This window comes from Pseudoxanthomonas sp. CF125 (assembly GCF_900104085.1).
Classification (GTDB): domain Bacteria; phylum Pseudomonadota; class Gammaproteobacteria; order Xanthomonadales; family Xanthomonadaceae; genus Pseudoxanthomonas_A.
Window position 1 is genome coordinate 1,558,698 of record NZ_FNLD01000001.1, and the last position, 17,595, is coordinate 1,576,292.

At 64.6% G+C, this 17,595-nt stretch carries 22 protein-coding genes; 15 read left to right on the forward strand and 7 right to left on the reverse strand.

The genetic code is table 11. The annotated features are described in order from the left end of the window. Positions 1 to 60: 60 nt before the first annotated feature. The gene (locus tag BLR66_RS07040) at positions 61 to 1,467 is read right to left on the reverse strand and encodes a mannose-1-phosphate guanylyltransferase/mannose-6-phosphate isomerase (protein ID WP_093282105.1); all 1,407 of its coding nucleotides are present in this window, start codon (positions 1,465 to 1,467) and stop codon (positions 61 to 63) included. 75 nt (positions 1,468 to 1,542) lie between these two features. Between BLR66_RS07040 and BLR66_RS07045 the strand changes: the two genes are divergently transcribed. The 5 genes from BLR66_RS07045 to BLR66_RS07065 are packed head-to-tail and all read left to right on the forward strand — an operon-like array spanning position 1,543 to position 5,084. Continuing rightward, complete coding sequence (locus tag BLR66_RS07045) at positions 1,543 to 2,556, forward strand: aminoglycoside phosphotransferase family protein (protein WP_093282109.1); 1,014 nt, start codon at positions 1,543 to 1,545, stop codon at positions 2,554 to 2,556. Then, complete coding sequence (gene murU / locus BLR66_RS07050) at positions 2,553 to 3,257, forward strand: N-acetylmuramate alpha-1-phosphate uridylyltransferase MurU (RefSeq protein WP_093282112.1); 705 nt, start codon at positions 2,553 to 2,555, stop codon at positions 3,255 to 3,257. The genes BLR66_RS07045 and murU overlap by 4 nt, the downstream gene beginning before the upstream one ends. Before the next feature lie 58 nt (positions 3,258 to 3,315). Beyond that, positions 3,316 to 3,858 carry an RNA polymerase sigma factor gene (locus tag BLR66_RS07055; RefSeq protein WP_093282117.1) on the forward strand — a complete coding sequence of 181 codons (543 nt, stop codon included), beginning with the start codon at positions 3,316 to 3,318 and terminating at the stop codon, positions 3,856 to 3,858. Beyond that, complete coding sequence (locus tag BLR66_RS19175; protein WP_176943785.1) at positions 3,851 to 4,258, forward strand: hypothetical protein; 408 nt, start codon at positions 3,851 to 3,853, stop codon at positions 4,256 to 4,258. Before BLR66_RS07055 ends, BLR66_RS19175 begins: the two co-directional genes overlap by 8 nt. A gap of 16 nt (positions 4,259 to 4,274) precedes the next feature. Continuing rightward, the gene (locus tag BLR66_RS07065) at positions 4,275 to 5,084 is read left to right on the forward strand and encodes a PDZ domain-containing protein (protein ID WP_093282125.1); all 810 of its coding nucleotides are present in this window, start codon (positions 4,275 to 4,277) and stop codon (positions 5,082 to 5,084) included. 8 nt (positions 5,085 to 5,092) lie between these two features. On the opposite strand, the gene hda is transcribed toward BLR66_RS07065, so the two are convergent. The 3 genes from hda to BLR66_RS07080 are packed head-to-tail and all read right to left on the reverse strand — an operon-like array spanning position 5,093 to position 8,077. Continuing rightward, positions 5,093 to 5,791: a DnaA regulatory inactivator Hda gene (gene hda / locus BLR66_RS07070; protein WP_093282129.1), complete on the reverse strand. Its 699-nt coding sequence runs from the start codon at positions 5,789 to 5,791 to the stop codon at positions 5,093 to 5,095. Next, a complete protein-coding gene (locus BLR66_RS07075) occupies positions 5,788 to 6,996 on the reverse strand; it encodes an AI-2E family transporter (RefSeq protein WP_093282133.1) in 1,209 nt (402 codons plus the stop codon). The genes hda and BLR66_RS07075 overlap by 4 nt, the downstream gene beginning before the upstream one ends. Before the next feature lie 7 nt (positions 6,997 to 7,003). After that, the gene (locus BLR66_RS07080; RefSeq protein WP_093282137.1) at positions 7,004 to 8,077 is read right to left on the reverse strand and encodes a DUF2066 domain-containing protein; all 1,074 of its coding nucleotides are present in this window, start codon (positions 8,075 to 8,077) and stop codon (positions 7,004 to 7,006) included. A gap of 190 nt (positions 8,078 to 8,267) precedes the next feature. Between BLR66_RS07080 and purM the strand changes: the two genes are divergently transcribed. Genes purM through BLR66_RS07105 form a run of 5 tightly spaced genes read left to right on the forward strand, consistent with a single transcriptional unit; the run spans position 8,268 to position 12,032 of the window. Further along, positions 8,268 to 9,302 carry a phosphoribosylformylglycinamidine cyclo-ligase gene (gene purM / locus BLR66_RS07085; RefSeq protein ID WP_093282140.1) on the forward strand — a complete coding sequence of 345 codons (1,035 nt, stop codon included), beginning with the start codon at positions 8,268 to 8,270 and terminating at the stop codon, positions 9,300 to 9,302. An 8-nt stretch (positions 9,303 to 9,310) separates the two neighbouring features. Next, a complete protein-coding gene (locus BLR66_RS07090) occupies positions 9,311 to 9,940 on the forward strand; it encodes a DUF2238 domain-containing protein (RefSeq protein WP_093282145.1) in 630 nt (209 codons plus the stop codon). Further along, the gene (gene purN, locus BLR66_RS07095) at positions 9,937 to 10,611 is read left to right on the forward strand and encodes a phosphoribosylglycinamide formyltransferase (protein ID WP_093282148.1); all 675 of its coding nucleotides are present in this window, start codon (positions 9,937 to 9,939) and stop codon (positions 10,609 to 10,611) included. Before BLR66_RS07090 ends, purN begins: the two co-directional genes overlap by 4 nt. Before the next feature lie 20 nt (positions 10,612 to 10,631). Further along, on the forward strand, positions 10,632 to 11,339 hold the full coding sequence (locus BLR66_RS07100; RefSeq protein ID WP_255402386.1) for a DUF3108 domain-containing protein: 708 nt from the start codon (positions 10,632 to 10,634) through the stop codon (positions 11,337 to 11,339). 3 nt (positions 11,340 to 11,342) lie between these two features. Beyond that, positions 11,343 to 12,032 carry a DUF3108 domain-containing protein gene (locus BLR66_RS07105; protein ID WP_093282157.1) on the forward strand — a complete coding sequence of 230 codons (690 nt, stop codon included), beginning with the start codon at positions 11,343 to 11,345 and terminating at the stop codon, positions 12,030 to 12,032. A 106-nt stretch (positions 12,033 to 12,138) separates the two neighbouring features. Here the strand turns inward: BLR66_RS07105 and BLR66_RS07110 are convergent, their stop codons facing one another. The 3 genes from BLR66_RS07110 to BLR66_RS07120 form a co-directional block, all read right to left on the reverse strand. After that, positions 12,139 to 12,465 carry a hypothetical protein gene (locus BLR66_RS07110; protein ID WP_093282162.1) on the reverse strand — a complete coding sequence of 109 codons (327 nt, stop codon included), beginning with the start codon at positions 12,463 to 12,465 and terminating at the stop codon, positions 12,139 to 12,141. A 25-nt stretch (positions 12,466 to 12,490) separates the two neighbouring features. After that, complete coding sequence (gene murA, locus BLR66_RS07115; RefSeq protein WP_093282166.1) at positions 12,491 to 13,762, reverse strand: UDP-N-acetylglucosamine 1-carboxyvinyltransferase; 1,272 nt, start codon at positions 13,760 to 13,762, stop codon at positions 12,491 to 12,493. A gap of 83 nt (positions 13,763 to 13,845) precedes the next feature. Next, positions 13,846 to 14,085 (reverse strand): BolA family protein, encoded by a 240-nt coding sequence (locus BLR66_RS07120; protein ID WP_093282171.1) that lies wholly within the window; start codon positions 14,083 to 14,085, stop codon positions 13,846 to 13,848. A 53-nt stretch (positions 14,086 to 14,138) separates the two neighbouring features. Between BLR66_RS07120 and BLR66_RS07125 the strand changes: the two genes are divergently transcribed. The 5 genes from BLR66_RS07125 to lptB all read left to right on the forward strand — a co-directional run bounded on the left by BLR66_RS07125 (position 14,139) and on the right by lptB (position 17,573). Continuing rightward, positions 14,139 to 15,143 (forward strand): KpsF/GutQ family sugar-phosphate isomerase, encoded by a 1,005-nt coding sequence (locus BLR66_RS07125; protein ID WP_093282176.1) that lies wholly within the window; start codon positions 14,139 to 14,141, stop codon positions 15,141 to 15,143. A gap of 103 nt (positions 15,144 to 15,246) precedes the next feature. After that, positions 15,247 to 15,795 (forward strand): KdsC family phosphatase, encoded by a 549-nt coding sequence (locus BLR66_RS07130; RefSeq protein ID WP_093282181.1) that lies wholly within the window; start codon positions 15,247 to 15,249, stop codon positions 15,793 to 15,795. After that, on the forward strand, positions 15,792 to 16,355 hold the full coding sequence (gene lptC / locus BLR66_RS07135; protein ID WP_093282185.1) for an LPS export ABC transporter periplasmic protein LptC: 564 nt from the start codon (positions 15,792 to 15,794) through the stop codon (positions 16,353 to 16,355). The genes BLR66_RS07130 and lptC overlap by 4 nt, the downstream gene beginning before the upstream one ends. A 10-nt stretch (positions 16,356 to 16,365) precedes the next feature. Beyond that, positions 16,366 to 16,854, forward strand: coding sequence for a lipopolysaccharide transport periplasmic protein LptA (gene lptA / locus BLR66_RS07140; RefSeq protein ID WP_255402328.1), 489 nt, complete (start codon positions 16,366 to 16,368; stop codon positions 16,852 to 16,854). Continuing rightward, positions 16,854 to 17,573, forward strand: a complete 720-nt coding sequence (gene lptB, locus BLR66_RS07145) for an LPS export ABC transporter ATP-binding protein (RefSeq protein WP_093282191.1) — start codon at positions 16,854 to 16,856, stop codon at positions 17,571 to 17,573. The genes lptA and lptB overlap by 1 nt, the downstream gene beginning before the upstream one ends. The last annotated feature ends 22 nt before the right edge of the window (positions 17,574 to 17,595 follow it).

Consider the following 17,595-nt stretch of genomic DNA (forward strand, 5'->3'; position numbering starts at 1 on the left):
AAAAACAGAACGCCCGCGCAAGCGGGCGTTCTGTTTTGGCGGCTTTTTAATTCTGGTCTATCAGTTGCTGCGACCGTAGATATCGGAGTAGCGGACGATGTCGTCTTCGCCCAGGTAGGCGCCGGACTGCACCTCTACCAGCTCCAGCCATTCGGTGCCCGGATTCTCCAGGCGATGCTTCGCGCCGATCGGAATGTATGTGGATTGGTTTTCGAAAAGTTCGAACACATCGTTATCGCGGGTCACCCTTGCGATGCCCTTGACGATGATCCAATGCTCGGCGCGGTGCTTGTGCGACTGCAACGACAGCTGCGCGCCCGGTTTGACCTTGATCCGCTTGACCTGATGGCGCGTACCCATGTCCACCGAATCGTAGCTGCCCCAGGGACGGTGCACTTCGCGATGAAGCACCGCCTGGCTGCGCTGTTCCTCTTTCAGCCGGGCGACCACTTGTTTCACTTCCTGCACCTTGTCCTTGTGCGCCACCAGCACCGCATCGTCGGTTTCCACCACCACGATATCGTCCACGCCCACCAGCGCTACCAGGCGTTGCGCATAGGCATAACTGTTGCGGGTATCCACCGCGATCACATCGCCATGGTGGGAATTCCCGTCGGCGTCGTGCTCGGCCACGTCCCACAGGGCCGACCAGCTGCCGACGTCGTTCCAGCCGATATCCACCGGCAGCACCATGGCATCGGCGGTCTTCTCCATCACCGCGTAGTCGATGGAATCGGCCGGGCTGGCGGCGAAGGCTTCTTTGTCCAGACGGATGAAATCGCCGTCGCGCTGGGCGGAGTCGAACGCAAGGGTGACCGCCTCCACGATGTCCGGCCGGTACTTGCGCAGCTCCTCCAGATAACGGCTGGCGCGAAACAGGAACATGCCGCTGTTCCAGTAGTAGTTGCCCGCATCCAGGTACGACTGCGCCGTGGCCTGGTCCGGCTTCTCCACGAAGCGCAGCACTTTCTGCGGGCCGGTTCCCTGCTCGGACTGGATGTAGCCGAAACCGGTCTCCGGCGCGTCCGGCAGGATGCCGAAGGTCACCAGCGCGCCTGCCTCGGCGACTGCGGCGACTTGCGCTACCGCATTGCGGAACGCATCCGGATCGCGCACCACGTGATCGGACGGCAGCACCAGCAGCAATGGGTCCTGGCCTCCGGCCAGCGCCTGCAAGGCAGCGGCCGCAATCGCCGGCGCAGTGTTGCGGCCCACCGGTTCAAGAATGATGGCCGGTACGGGCGCACCAATCTGGCGCAATTGTTCGGCCACCAGGAACCGGTGCTCCTCATTCGCCACTACTATCGGGACGGCACTGGCCAAGGGCGCCACCCGGCGCCAGGTGGCTTGCACCATGGTGTCGTCGCCGACCAGCGGCAAAAACTGTTTCGGGTAAGCCTCGCGCGATAATGGCCATAGGCGCGTGCCTGAACCGCCAGACAACAAAACCGGCTGCAGAAGAGTCATGCATTTTTCTCGCTAGTCACGTGCGACGCAGTTTACCCTGTGGACCTTAACAGCCTTTTGACTTGGAAAAATCGAATGACGTTCGACTTCCGACATGACGATGAGCGCGAATCGGCACGCCTGGATTGGGCACGACGGGCGCTTGGCGATACAGGAGCGGAATTGCAACGCGCCTCGATAGACGCGGGATATCGAAGTTATTGGCGCAGCACGGGTGCGGGCCCGTGCCGCATCGTGATGGATTCCCCACCCGGGTTGGAGGATGTGCGGCCGTGGCTGCGCATGCACGATCTTCTGGAGAACGGCGGCGTGCGGGTGCCGCAGGTATTGGCGCGCGACGAGCACGCCGGTTTCCTGTTGCTGGAAGACCTGGGCGGACCTACGCTGGCCCAGGTATTGGACCCAACCAATGCGGAAGATTATTTCGAGGCCGCGATCAGCCAGCTGCTGCAGCTGCAATCGATTGCTCCGCCTGCGGGAATGGGCGAATTCGGCGAGGCGTTGTTGCAACGGGACGCGGGGCTGTTCGAGGAATGGTTTTTGAGTCGTCACCTGGGCCTGGCCCTGGATTGCGAGGACGCGGAAAAACTGCAGCTGGTCCAGCGCCGGCTGATGGACAATGCGCTGGCTCAAGCGCAGGTGTTGACGCACCGCGACTTCATGCCGCGCAATCTGATGCCTACCAAGCCGGCGCTTGCGGTGCTGGATTTCCAGGACTGCGTGCGCGGCCCTGTCGCCTACGACCCGATCAGTCTGTTCAAGGACGCTTTCCTCAGCTGGCCGTTGACGCGCGTGGACGGCTGGTTGGCGCAATACCACCGGCGCGCGCAGGCGATAGGATTGCCGGTGCCGCCGCTGGCGCAATTCCAGCGCGATGCCGACTGGCTGGGAGTGCAGCGGCATCTCAAGATACTGGGCATCTTCGCGCGCCTGCACTATCGCGACGGCAAGGCGAAATACCTGCCGGACGTGCCGCGGTTCATCGTCTATCTGGAGGAAGTGCTGCCGCGGTATAGGGAACTGCAGCCGCTCGCGGATCTGCTGGAAACAAAAATCAAACCGGCCCTGCGCTCGAAGGCCACCGCATGAAAGCCTTGATCTTCGCAGCGGGCCTGGGCGAACGCATGCGCCCGTTGACCGACCGCACGCCCAAGCCGTTGCTGCAGGCAGGCGGCAAGCCGTTGATCGTCTGGCATCTGGAAAAACTGGCTGCGATCGGCGTGCGCGAAGTGGTGATCAATACCAGCTGGCTGGCGGAGCAGTTTCCGCAAACGCTGGGCGACGGCGAACGCTGGGGTTTGCGTATCGCCTACTCCTACGAAGGCCAAACGCCGCTGGAAACCGGAGGCGGTCTGTTCCATGCCTTGCCCCTTCTTGGCGATGCGCCGTTCCTGCTGGTCAACGGCGATATCTGGACCGACTGCGACTTCGCGCAGCTGCCGCGCGAACCGGAAGGACTGGCGCACCTGGTAATGGTGGACCGCCCTGTACAAGCCACCCATGGCGACTTCGCCCTCGACCAGAACGGCCATGTCCGCGCCGATGGCCCGCATCTGCTCACCTATGCAGGGCTTGGCATCTATCGGCCGCAACTCTTGCAGGGTTGGCGCGATATCGTCACCGACGTCGGCGCGCATGAAGAACCACCGCGCTTCCGGCTGGCGCCGGTGCTGCGCGCGCATATGCCGTCCGGCACGATCAGCGGCCAATACCACCCCGGTCGCTGGACCGACGTGGGCACGCCGCAGCGGCTCGCCGAACTGGAGCGGGAACTGGCCCGGACCGATTGATCGCCCCCTATCGATCCGGTCTGCGACGCAAACCGCTTCCCGACCGTATCCTCGTGCAATGCATTCCGCCCCAGAAGCCAACCCTGAAGAAGCCGCGCTGGTACGCAAGGCGCGCTGGGGCGACCACGAAGCGTTCGCGCAGCTCTACCGGAACCATGCGAAGGCCATTCACGCATTGGCCTATCGCCTGACCGGCAATGCCGCGGCGGCCGAGGACATCACCCAGGACACTTTCCTGAAAATGCTGGGTTTCCTTTCGGGATTGCGCGACGACGCTCCGCTGCGTCCCTGGTTGAAAAGAGTGGCGGCCAACGCCGCTATCGACAGATTGCGCCGCGAGCAACGCTTGGTGGCCGAGGCCGATCACGACGCCTGGCCCGACGACAGCGCCGACCCTACCGAGAACATGGAAATCATGGGCATGTTGCAACGCCTGCCGCCACTGGCGCGTACCGTAGTTTGGCTGCATGAAATGGAAGGCTGGTCCCACCCGGAACTGGGGAAGCGTTTTGGCCGCAGCCAAAGCTGGTCGAAATCGATTGTCTCGCGCGCATTGGCAAAACTGCGCGACGATTTGGAAACAGGAGTTGGCGATGATTGAACCTACTCAAGTGCGCGAACAACTGCACGCTCTTCCCGAAATTCCGCTGCCCGACGCCCTATGGCGGCGTGTGGACGCCAAACGCAGGCAGAAACTCCAGCGCCGCAAGCTTGGCGCCGGAATCGCCACGCTGGCGCTGGCGGCAGTGATGGCGGCCCCGTTGCTGTTGCCTATGTTCGCCGGCGCCGACAGAGCGCCAGGCGAACAAATCGCCGCACACCCGCCCATGCGCGGAGAACACGATGTACAGGCGGAATTGCGCGCGCTCGACCATGCGCTGCAGGCTGCCTACGACCGCGGCGCCAGCGATGCCGAGATCGCTCCAATGTGGGTGGCGCGGGATGCGCTGCTTACCGGCATCCCGTCCGGCAACTCTGCTATCCGGCGCAGCCGAATCTGATTCAGGATCGATAACCATGCCATTCCGCACCCTCCTTGCCGGCACGCTTCTCGGCGCATGGCTGTTCGCAGCTCATGCCAGCGCCAGGCAAACCGTTGAATCGGTTGCCGCCGGCGCGTTGCAGGCCGGCATTGCCCCTGCTCAAGTGCGTTATGAGCTGGGCGCAGTAGTCGATGTGCGGCGGGCCAGCGCCAACGGCGTGAGCATTCTTGCGATCACTCCCGGCGGAGCGGCCGACCGGCTGGGTTTGCAGGCAGGGGACCAATTGCGCGCGATCAACGGACGCCGCCTGGACAACACGCCGAGACCTTCGTCCACGCTCGAAAACGCATTGCAAGAAGGTGACGGCGCGCTACGGGTGGAAGCCGTGCGCAACGGCAAAACGCTAGCGTTCTCTGGCCGCGCGGATGCCGTCGATCCTGCGCCGCGGAAAGGCGCGCAAGCCTGCGGCTATGTCAGCACACTGGCAGGCGTCGTTCCCCGTAGCAAGGGCGTATTCGAGGCCGAGATCACCCAAATCGACGGACGCAGCACACCGCTGCAACCCACCAACCGCCATCGGGTCGACACAGGCAAGCATGTTCTGGTGGTGCGCGAGTTCATCGACCCCGCACGCCTAAGCTCGGCGCAACTCCAGCAGATCGCCAAGATGAAGAAGTTCGCGCTGGCGCGCGCCTATAAACCGCTGGTGATCGACGTGGAACCCGGCATCGGCTACCGCATCGGTGCGCGCTTGCTGAAGGACAAGCTGGATACGCAAAGCATCCGCGACAACGCTTATTGGGAACCGGTGGTCTGGGAGAAAGTCCCGCAAGCGTGCCCCTGAGCAAGGCCTTAAGTTTGCGCGTCCATTACCTGGCGCAGGAAAGGCACCGTGATTCTTCGTTGCGCGGCCAGCGATTCCCGATCCAGACGGTCCAGCAAAGCGACCAGGCTGACCAGGTTGCGATCGGTGCGGGAAAGCATCCAGTCGATGGCCGTTTCCTCCAGAACCAGACCGCGCCGCTGGGCGCGGTCGCGCAATACCTCGGCCCGGGACGCGTCGTCGAGCGGATGCAGCAGGATGCGTGCGTTCTGGGACAGCCGCGAACGCAGGTCGGGCAGGACCAGATCCAGCGCATCGGGCACTTCCCGCGCCGCATAAAGCAGATTCAATCCGACGCTGCGCGCGCGGTTATGGAAGTCGAACAGCGCTATCTCGTCGTCGCGATGGCCCGCGATGGCCTCCAGCCCATCCAGTGCGACCACGTCGTTGCCTTCCAGCGCGTCCAGCGCATCGCGCAGCCGTCCGCTCGCCGCCATCAGCGGCAGATAGGCCGAACGGCGACCGGCCTGCTGGGCGGCTGCGCACAGCGCCAGCGCCAGATGGGTCTTGCCGGTGCCGCTGGCGCCCGCCAGATATAGCCAGTCCGCGCCCTGCGCTTGCGCAAGATCGCGCAGCTGCGCGATCGCGCCCTGCGGCGCGGCGATGAAATTTTCGAGGCGCTGGTCGGGCGGATAGCGCAACGCCAGCGGCAGTTGCGGGACGCTCACTTCTCGTCGGCGACCTTGGTCGGGGCTTCGGCGATACTGCCCTTGTCCATAATGTCCTTGTCCGCAAGGTCCTTACCCACAACATCCTTGTCCACATAGGTGTCCAGAATGATCGTGGGATGTCCGCCGGCATAGAGAGTGCTCTGCGTGTAGCGCTCATGCGCGTAGCGGAGCAGCACATTGACTACCGCGGCCATCGGCAACGCCAGCAGCATGCCGAGGAACCCGAACAGCTGTCCGCCCGCCAGCACCGCGAACACGACCGCAACCGGATGCAGGCCGATGCGGTCGCCCACCAGCTTGGGGGTCAGCCAGTAGCTTTCGATCAGTTGGCCCACGCCGAATACCGCCAGCACGCCGGCGATATGTTTCCAGTCCCCGTACTGCATCAGCGCGGCCAGCACGCCGAGCACCACGCCGCTGGTCGGCCCCAGATAAGGCACGAAGGTCAGCAGGCCGGCGATGATGCCGATCAGGATGCCCAGGTCCAGACCCACCGCCCACAGACCGATGCCGTACATGATTCCCAGGATGATCATCACCAGGAACTGACCGCGCAGGAAGCCGCCCAGCACATCGCTGGATTCGCGCGCCAGCCGGGTCACGGTTTCGATGTGATCGCGCGGCACCATCGAGGCCACCCGGCCCACGATCAGGTCCCAATCGCGCAGGAAGAAGAAAGTGATGACCGGGATCAGCACTAGGTTGGCCATCCAGCCGATCAGCGCGAAGCCCGAGCGCGAGACGTAGCCCAGCACCGTGGCGGCCATGCCGCCGGCGCGTTCCCAGTTGCTGCGCACCAGTTCGATCAGGTGATCCAGGTCCAGCCACGTGGCGATCTGAACGCCGAAACGCCCTTCGATCCAGGGAATGGCCACCCCGGTGAACCACAGCCGGTAACGCGGCAGCGATTCGATCAGGGTGGAGATCTGGCTTTCGATCAACGGCACCAGGATGATCAGCACCAGCGCCAATAGCAGCGCCATCACCGTGAACACCAGGATCACCGCGGTATTGCGCGAGCGGCCGGCCAGTTCCAGGCGGTCCACCAGCGGATCGCCCAGCCAGCCCAGCAAAGCGGCCACCGCGAACGGCGTCAGGATGGGCGCCAGCAGCCACAGCAGCCAGCAGGCACCAACGCCCAGTGCCGCCCATTGCAGGCGACGCAGGAAGCGCGCGATCTCGAATTCGGGAGTTTCGGTCATGCCGGGGTCACCTCAAGTGGTAGACAGGAGGATCGCCTTCGCCGCCTTCCAACGGACCGTCGCCCAGCATGCGTTTGAAGCCCGACAACCCCGACAGCAACTCCAGATCGGCTTCCAGCGTGCTGCCGCTGGCGCGCACCGGAGTGATCTTGCGTACCACGCTGATGCCCTGCAGTGCGGCCGACAGGCGCAGGTAGTCGTCGGCGCTATCGATGCCGGTGAAGATCACCCGATAGGTGCCGGCCGCGCCCGCGCTGCCGCGCTTGCCGTAGCGCTTCATCAACGCTTCGGCCGCGCCGTCCGCGCCTGCGGCCATGGCCGCGCGCGCATCGGCGTTCTTGCTGGTCCATTTCGACAAGATCTTGCCGTTGTCCACGAATACCCAGTCGGCCACCCAGCCGCCGGCCTTGGCGCGGTAAAGCTTGCCCAGCAGTTGCATCGGTGGACTGTATTTGGCCGAAGCACGCGCCACGGCAGCGCTGTCCTGGCGCCAGATGGCGCCGACCAGAGCCTGTTCGGCGGCATTGCCGGCAGGCAGGCCGAGCTTGTAGCCGCGTTCGACCGCGCGATTCAACAAAGGCCGGGCCGCATTGGTCTGCGACAGGCCCACCAGCCGCGGACCGCTGCCATCGTCGATGGCCAGCCAGACCACCGGCTTGGGCCGCGGCTGCGGCCAGACCGGCAGACCCAATGCGCCCATCAGCGAATCGACTTCTGCAGGTGTGAAACGCACCACCAGCGTGCTGCGGAAAGTGGGGGCGCCGGTGGGCGAAGTGCCCTGGTCCTGGCGATAGTCGTAACTGGCGACGTAGTTCTTGGCATTGCGCAGCTCCGCGCCCACGCCGGGGCGGCCGGCCGCGCTGCGATCGCCGCTGAGCTTGCCCAGCACCACGCTCAACGCGCGGGCGAAAGCGCTGTTGCGCTCGGCTTCTCCCTGGCCGTTGACGGGCACCTCGGCGTCGTACACGCCCTGCGCGCCCGCGCGGTCGCCTTCGGTACGCAGCCCGCTCTGCGCCCAGGCCGTGGAGGCCAGTAGCAAGGAAAGAACCGCGACCCACGCAAATCCAGAAATCCGGCGCATCTAGAAAGCATCCTTGTAGCCAGCGATTGCCTGGCGAACAGGGTGAATTGTTGCCCGAATGCGCCCCGGGCGCCAATCTGGGTCGTTCAGGACGGACGATTGGCCTGCGTATTCCCTTAAAATCAACGGCTCTTCCGCCCTCGCCAGTGGCTCTTACGTGACTCAATCCGTCCCGCCCACCCCCACCCCGATGACTTACCGCGATGCCGGGGTCGATATCGATGCGGGCAATGAAGTCGTAGAACGCATCAAGCCGGCCATCCGGCGCACCCTGCGCCCGGAGGTCCTGGGCGGCGGAATCGGCGGTTTCGGCGGTCTGTTCGACCTGTCCGGCAAATACAAGGAACCGGTGCTGGTCTCCGGCACCGACGGCGTGGGCACCAAGCTGATCCTGGCCAAGCAGTTGAACCGCCACGACACCATCGGTATCGACCTGGTCGCCATGTGCGTCAACGACGTGCTGGTGCAAGGCGCAGAACCGCTGTTCTTTCTTGATTATTTCGCCACCGGCAAGCTGGACGTGGCGACCACGGTCGACGTGGTGGGCGGCATCGCCAAGGGCTGCGAAATCGCCGGTTGCGCCCTGATCGGCGGCGAAACGGCGGAAATGCCCGACATGTACCCGCCCGGCGAATACGACCTGGCCGGCTTCACCGTCGGCGCGGTGGAAAAAGCCAGACTGATCGACGGCAGCCGCGTGCGCGAAGGCGATGTGCTGGTCGGTATCGCCTCCAGCGGCCCGCATTCCAACGGCTATTCGCTGATCCGCAGGATCCTGGCGCGCACCGGCGCCACTTCCGACAACGGGGGGCTGGATCTAGACATCGGCGGCGTGAAGTTGGCCGACGCCCTGATGGAACCCACGCGCATTTATGTGAAGCCGGTGTTGGAACTGCTGGCCAGGCACGACATCCACGCCATGGCCCACGTCACCGGCGGCGCGCTGGTGGAAAAAATCATTCGCGTGGTGCCCAAGGCGCTGGGCCTGGAGATCGACCCCAGCGCGTGGCCGTTGCCGCCGGTGTTCGACTGGCTGCAGCGCGAAGGCGCGGTGGCCGATGTCGAGATGTGGCGCACCTTCAACTGCGGCATCGGTTTCGTGCTGATCGTCGCGCAGGATCAAGCCGCCTCGCTGGAGGGTGATATCCAACGCCTGGGCCTGGCCCACTGGCGGATCGGCGAAGTGGTGAAAGCCAACGGCGACGAACGCTTGAAGATCGGCTGAGGCCTTCCATGCTGGCCGGAAAGAAAGTCGCGTTGGCGCTGACGCTTGCCGTATTCGCTGCGAGCTGGATCGCGCCGCTGTGGCCCATGGAACAGGCCTTGCACAGCAGCCTCACTGTGGTCGGATTGGTCTGGCTTTGGCGGCACGACCGCCGCTGGCCCCTGCTCACCTGGCAATTCGTGTTGATCTGCGCCTTCATCTGCGTGCACAGCGTCGCCGCGCGCTGGCTGTACTCCAACGTGCCGTACGACCAGTGGATACAGACGCTGACCGGATGGTCGCCGCAAAACGCATTCGGCTGGAAGCGCAACAACATGGATCGGCTGATCCATCTTCTCTACGGCGTCTGCTTCGCTCCCGCAGTCGTGCACTACCTGCGCCAGCGCTGGCCGCTCGCCGCGCGGCAGGCGTTCGTGCTCGCGGTCATGGCGATCATGTGCAGCAGCCTGCTGTACGAATGGCTGGAATGGGCCATCGCCCTGACGCTCTCGCCCGAGGCCGCGGAGTCGTACAACGGCCAGCAGGGCGATATGTGGGATGCGCATGCCGATATGTTGCTGGCGACGCTGGGCGCATTCAGCGCATGGCCGCGCAGCAATGCGCCCGCGATTCAAACCGCGCAAGCCGCAACGCCATGAGCGGGCGCATCGCCGTTCTGGTCTCCGGCCGCGGCAGCAATCTGCAGGCGCTGCTGGAGGCGATCGCGGCCGGGCGATTGAATGCGGAAATCGTCGGCGTGTTCTCCGACAAACCACAGGCGCCGGCGTTGGAGCGCGTTCCGGCAGCCCTGCGCTGGGCAGCCGATGCGCGTTCGTTTCCCGATCGCGCTGCTTTCGACCGGGCAATGGGCGAAGCGGTCGCCGCTTGCCGGCCCGACTGGGTGGTGTGCGCAGGTTACATGCGCATCCTGGGCGACGATTTCATCGCGCGCTTCCGCGGGCGTCTGCTCAACATCCACCCTTCCCTGCTGCCGAAATACCGTGGCCTGCATACCCACGCGCGCGCGCTGGAGGCCGGCGACGACCGCCATGGCGGCAGCGTGCACTTCGTCATACCTGAACTGGATGCCGGCAGCGTGATCGCCCAGGCTGGTATTCCCATACTGCCCGGGGATACGGCGCAAACCCTGGCCCAGCGGCTGCTTCCGCAGGAACATGCGCTGCTGGCGGCGGTCCTGCGGCTGGCCACCGACGGCAGGCTCGCTGAACGCGACGGCATGGCGTTCTGCGATGGTCAGCCCATATTTAGACCCCTGCGTCTAGATTCTGCCGGTAATCTGACGCCTCCGGACGCCGCACCCTCCCCATGACCTCCCTGCTCTCACGCGGAATGTTCTCCCGCGCATTCCTGACCGGTGCGCTGGCCCTGGCCAGCTTGCCGGCGTTCGCGCTCGAACCTTTCGTAGCCACTTACCAGGCCTATAACGGAGGCAAGCTCGCCGGCAGCGCCAAGATGCAGGTGGTGCAGAACGACGGCAACCGTTGGCGCGTGGACCTGGGCATTCGCGGCACCCGCGGTTTTGCGCACCTGGTGGGCTTGAACATCGAACAAAGCACCCTGTTCGACACGGTAGGCGATACCTACCGCCCGCTCAGCCAGGCTACGGTCAAACATGCCCTGTTCACCGGCAAGAAGATTTCCGGCACCTACGACTGGAACGCGTTGAGCGCGCGCTGGCAGGGCGACGTCAAGAAGTCCCGTGCCGCGCCGGTGCCGCTGCACGACGGCGACATGAGCTCGCTGCTGATGAACCTTGCGGTGATCCGCGACGCGCAGCCCGGCAAGGCGCTCAACTATCGCGTGGTCGACGACGGACGCGTCCGCGACTACCAGTATGCTGTCGCCGAACAGACCGAGATCGTCGCCGTGGACGATCTGAGCTACGACGCCATGCGCGTGGCCCGCACCAATGGCGGCAACGACGAAACCATCTTCTGGGTCGCCAATGGCGTCCCTACCCCGGTCCGGATCCTGCGCCGCGAGAACGGACAGGACACCATCGACCTGCGCCTGGTCGAATACCAAGGAGTGCAATAAGCCATGAAAATCAGGATCACTGTCGCTGCCACTGCCGTAATCGCCGCCGGTCTGCTGGCAGCGGCGAGTCTGCCGGCCGCTGCCGTCGAAGCGTTCTCGGCCCAATACCAGGCCAGCGCGATGGGCATGCAGGGCGACGGACAGATGTCGATCACCTCGCAGGGCGGCAACCGCTGGCAGTACAGCCTCACCATCAAAAACCAGTTGGTGGACTTGAGCCAGAAGACGGTATTCGACGAACAGAAAGGCTGGCTGCGTCCGCTCTCCAGCGCCGACCTGTCGCGGGTGCTGGTGAAGAAGAAAGCGGTCAATGCGAACTTCGACTGGAGCAAGAGCCAGGCGACGTGGACCGGCGACGTCAAACCGGAACGCGCCGGACCGGTCGCCCTGAAGCCCGGCGACATGGACGCGCTGCTGGTCAATCTGGCCCTGGTGCGCGACGTCGCCGCCGGCAAGCCGCTGAGCTACCGCATGGTCGAGAACGGCAACGCCAAGACCATGAGCTACCAGGTGGCCGGCAAGGAAAAGATCACCATCGGCGGACAATCGCGCGACGCCACCAAGGTCGTGCGCACCGCGGGCAACAAGCAGACCATCGTCTGGGTAGTGCCCAACATGCCGGTGCCCGCGCGCATCCTGCAACGCGAAGACGGACAGGACTCCATCGACCTGCAGCTCAAGGCCTGGCAGTAACGGGTAATGGCCCAGGCAATCTTGTAGAGCCAGCCCCGTACTAGGGCTGGCGGGCAGTACCCGCCCTACCGCTCTGCAGAAAAAAGCCCGGCATCGCCGGGCTTCTTTATTTCTTCTCCGGCTCCGCCGCCATGGTGGTGCGGCAATCGACGCGGATGCCGCGCTTGTCTTGACGCCAGTAGTACTCGCTGCATTCGCGCTGCCCTTCGCTGGTCTTGGTTACGCCGACCGCATAGAACGCCTGCATGATTTCCGTCTGGGTAACCTCGCCATCGGCATTCCAGTCCATGTCCTTGGTGGGTATGCCGCTGATGCCCGCGGCGCCGACGTACTGCAGCCAGCCGACCACGCCCAGGGCGATCACCACCAAGCCCAGCAAGGCCTTGCGGCGGGTCGAGAAACGGCTGCGCGGTTTGGAGAGTTTTGCGTTCATATCGGCCTGCTCAGGGTCATCATGCTCAAGAGATCCGGCGGATCTTGGCGCCCAGCGCGCTGAGCTTTTCCTCGATGTTTTCGTAGCCGCGATCGAGGTGGTAGATACGGTCGATGATGGTATCCCCTTCCGCCACCAGGCCGGCCAGGATCAACGAAGCCGAAGCACGCAGGTCGGTAGCCATCACCGGCGCCCCGCTCAGCTTTTCGGCGCCGCGGATGATCGCCGTATGCCCTTCGACGCGGATATCCGCACCCAGGCGCAGCAGTTCGTTGACGTGCATGAAACGGTTTTCGAAGATGGTCTCGTTGATCACGCCCACGCCTTCGGCGATGCAGTTCATGGCCATGAATTGCGCCTGCATGTCGGTGGGGAACGCCGGGTACGGCGCGGTGGTCAGGCTGACCGCGCGCGGGCGCTTGCCGTGCATGTCCAGGGTGATGGTGTCTGCGGTGGTTTCGATGGAAGCGCCGGCTTCGGTCAGCTTGTCCAGCACCGCGTCCAGTGTGTCGCCGCGCGCGCGGCGGGCGACGATCCTGCCGCCGGTCATCGCCGCGGCCACCAGGAAGGTGCCGGTTTCGATGCGGTCCGGCAGTACCGCATGGCGGCCGCCGGAAAGACGCTCCACGCCACGCACGACAATCCGCGAAGTGCCCGCGCCTTCGATATCCGCGCCCAGTGCGATCAGGCAGTCGGCCAGGTCGGTGACTTCCGGTTCCATGGCCGCGTTCTCCAGCACGGTGGTGCCGTCGGCGAGCGCGGCGGCCATCAGCACGTTCTCGGTGCCGGTGACGCTTACCATGTCGAATACGTAACGCGCGCCCTTAAGGCGTTTGGCGCTGGCCTTGATGAAGCCGTTCTCGACCGTAATCTCCGCACCCAGCGCTTGCAGGCCCTTGATGTGCTGGTCGACGGGGCGCGAACCGATGGCGCAACCGCCCGGCAGCGAGACTTCCGCCGCGCCGTACTTGGCCAGCAACGGCCCCAGCACCAGGATCGAAGCGCGCATGGTCTTGACCAGTTCGTAGGGCGCCACGTGCTGGTTGACGCTGCGCGGATCCACCGTGATCGCGCTGCCCTTGGACAGTGTGCCCTCGTCGATGCTGATGCCGGCGCCCAGCTCGCCAAGCAGCTTCACCGTGGTCACCACATCGTGCAGATGCGGCACGTTGGTGATTTCCACCGGCGCATCGGCCAGCAAGGTGGCGCACAGGATGGGCAGCACCGCGTTCTTGGCGCCGGAGATGGTGACTTCACCGTTGAGCGGGTTGCCGCCGGTCACTACGATTTTCTGCATGGGTCGTGTTGGCTCTGGAATGGGGACTGTTGGAATGGGGACTGTTGGAAGCGGGGGAAGAGCGCAGCTCTTCCGGAGCAGTGTCAGCGGGATTGGCCGGCTTCTTCGGGCGTCACGGTCTTCAGGGCCAGGGCATGGATCGCACCGCCCATCAGCTCGCCCAAGGTGGCGTAGACCAGGCGGTGGCGGGCCAGCGGCAGCTTGCCGCGGAACGCCTCGGAGACCACGCTGGCCTCGAAATGCACGCCGTCATCGCCCTGCACCTGTACTTCAGCCCCCGGCAGGCCGGTTTCTATCAGTTTACGGATGGTTTCGGCGTCCAACGTGCCTTTCCTTATAAAATGAACGGTCATTCTAACCTCCGCCCGGCGCCCGCATGCCCGAGTTGCTTCCCCAGACCGCCCAACCGACCGACGCCAGCCTGGCCGCCAGCGGTCGCCGCGTGGTCGAGATCGAAGCCCAGGCGCTGGAGCATCTGGCCACCCGGATCGACGGCGAGTTCTCCGCGGCCTGCAAGCTGATCCTGGCTTCCAAGGGACGCGTAGTCGCCACCGGCATGGGCAAGTCCGGACATATCGCGCGCAAGATCGCCGCCACCCTGGCCTCCACCGGCACTCCCGCTTTCTATGTGCATCCGGGCGAAGCCGGCCACGGCGACCTGGGCATGATCACCGACGCGGACGTGGTGCTGGCCCTGTCCTATTCGGGCGAATCCGACGAAGTCCTGACCCTGTTGCCGGTGCTCAAGCGCCAGGGCAATGCGCTCATCGCGATGACCGGCAGGCCGCAATCGACGCTGGCGCGCGAATCCGATGTGCATCTGGATGTAAGCGTGCCCGCCGAAGCCTGCCCGCTGGATCTGGCGCCCACTTCCAGCACCACCGCCACCCTGGCCATGGGCGACGCGCTGGCCGTGGCGCTGCTGGAAGCGCGCGGGTTCACTGCCGACGACTTCGCCCGCTCGCATCCGGCCGGCAGCCTGGGCCGCCGCCTGCTGCTGCACATCACCGACGTGATGCATGCCGGCGACGATGTGCCGCGCGTAGGCCTGGGCGCCACCCTCAGCGAAGCGCTGATGGAAATGAGCCGCAAACGCCTGGGCATGACCGCCGTGGTCGACGACTCGGGCAAGCTGGTCGGATTGTTCACCGACGGCGATCTGCGCCGCACGCTGGACGATGCGACGCTCGACGTGCGCACTGCGATGATCGCCGAGGTGATGACGCGCGACCCCAAGACCATCGCCGCCGACCAACTTGCGGTGGAAGCGGCGCGCCTGATGGAAACCCACAAGATCAGCGGCCTGATCGTGGTGGACGAAGCCGGGCGCGCCGTGGGCGCGCTCAATATTCACGACCTGTTGCGCGCCCGCGTGGTCTAAAGGCCGGGAATGGAGAATAGGGAATGGGGAATCGCAGCAGCGAAGAAACCTTTCCCGCTCGGCTTCCGAACTTCCCATTCCCTATCTTCCATTCCCCATTCCCATGACCGCCTCTCCTCTCACCGACATCAACGCCGAACTGCTTGCCCGCGCCGCCAGAATCAAGCTGGCCTGCTTCGACGTGGATGGCACCCTGACCGATGGGCGTCTTTACTACGATGATCAAGGCGGCGAGTCGAAGGCGTTCCACATCCTCGACGGGCAAGGGCTGGTGCTGCTGAAGAAAGCGGGCATTGCGGTGGCCTTGATCACCGCACGCAACAGCAAGGCCGCCGAGAGGCGCGCCGCCGAACTCGGCGTCGAGGTGTTCACCGGGGCCAAGGACAAACTGGGCCAGGTGCGGGCGTTGTGCGAGCGCCACGGGATCGGCCTGGACGAAGTGGCTTTCATGGGCGACGACCTTCCCGATCTGGCGCCGCTGTGCGCCGCAGGATTGGCCGTGGCGCCCGGCAACGCGCATCGCTGGATCGCCGAACGCGTGCACTGGGTCACTGCCGCGCACGGCGGCCAGGGCGCCGCACGCGAGCTGTGCGATCTGCTGCTGGACGCGCAAGGCCGCACCGAAGCGCTGCTGGCGGAGTGGACGCGATGAACTGGCGCATGGTGCTGGGCCTGGTGTTGCTGGCGGCCGCCATACTTAGCGGCTGGTCGGCGTGGAAGCAGCGCGATGTCGCCGAGCCCGATGCCCCCTCTTCCGAACGCCCGGACTACCTCATGCGGGATTTCGAGGTGATCGGCCTGGACGATCAGGGCAAGGAATCGATCACCCTGCGTGCGCCGGAAATGCAGCGCAATCCCAGGGACCAGACTTTCACTATCGCCACGCCACTGTTCCTGCTTCCCGACAGCGAAGGACATCACTGGGAAATGCGTTCAAAAACGGCCTGGATCAGCGCCAAGGGCGACGAAATGCGGTTATCGGGCGACGTGAAGGGAACCAGCCCGAAGGAAAGCGCCATACCCACGACCTTCGATACCCAGCGACTGAACGTATTCCCCCGCAAAAACCTCGCTTCCACCGACGATGCGGTCACCATCACCCGTCCGGGTTCTATACTCAGCGGTGTAGGTTTTGAAACCAACACCAAAACCAAGCAATACACCTTCAAGTCCCAGGTCAAGACCCGATATGAACCCAAGTCTGCGCGCTAGTCTCATTGCCATGATCGCCCTGTCGATACCGGCGCTGGCGTGGGCGAAGTCGTCCGATCGCAACCAGCCCATCTACCTGGATTCCAATAACCAGGAAGGCGTAATGGATGGCAACAGCACCAACGTCTGGACCGGCAACGTAACGCTCAAGCAGGGGACATTGGACATAGCCGCCCAGCGCGCGGAACTCACCCAGCGCGACGGTGACCCGTCCAAGGCGGTTTTTACCGGTAGCCCGGTGAAGCTGAGGCAGCAACAGGACGACGGCACGTGGATGGACGCCACGGCCAATCGTATCGAGTACGACTTGTCCACCGAAACCATCACCCTGATCGGGAACTACACGGTGAAGTCCCCGCGCGGTTCGAATAGCGGCCAGCGCATGGTCTACAACACCAAGACCGGCAACATGCAGAGCGGCGGGGACGGCACGCGCGTGAAGACCGTGATCCAGCCGAAATCGGCCGGCGCCGCGAAAAAACCCGAGGACACCAAGTAATGCTTTCCGCCCAGGGCCTGCGCAAGCACTACAAACAGCGCGAGGTCGTGGCCGATTTCGGCCTGACCCTGGACGCGGGCGAAGTGGTCGGCCTGCTGGGCCCCAACGGGGCCGGCAAGACGACCTGTTTCTACATGATCGTCGGCCTGGTGGCCGCCGACGCCGGCAAGATCGAACTGGACGGCCGCGATATCACCGCCGAACCCATGTACAAGCGCGCCAAACTGGGCGTGGGTTATCTGCCGCAGGAACCCTCGGTATTCCGCAAGCTCACCGTGTCGGACAACATCCGCCTGGTGCTGGAGCTGCGCGAAGACCTGGATTCGGCCGGCGTGGACAAGGAACTGGCCTCGCTGCTGGACGAACTGCAGATCAGCCATGTGGCCGACCAACTGGGCGCCAGCCTCTCCGGCGGCGAACGCCGGCGCTGCGAGATCGCCCGCGCCCTGGCCGCCAAACCCAGACTGATGCTGCTGGACGAACCTTTCGCCGGCGTCGACCCCATCTCGGTCGGCGAGATCCAGCGGATCGTGAAGCACCTCAAGAATCGCGGCATCGGCGTGCTGATTACCGACCACAACGTGCGCGAGACCTTGGGAATCTGCGACCGGGCGTATATCCTCAACGAAGGCAGCGTACTGGCGCAGGGGGCACCGGACACGCTGCTGGCAAATCCGGACGTGCGTCGCGTGTACCTCGGGGAAACTTTCCGCCTCTGATGCGCGTCGTGCGGCCTGATGC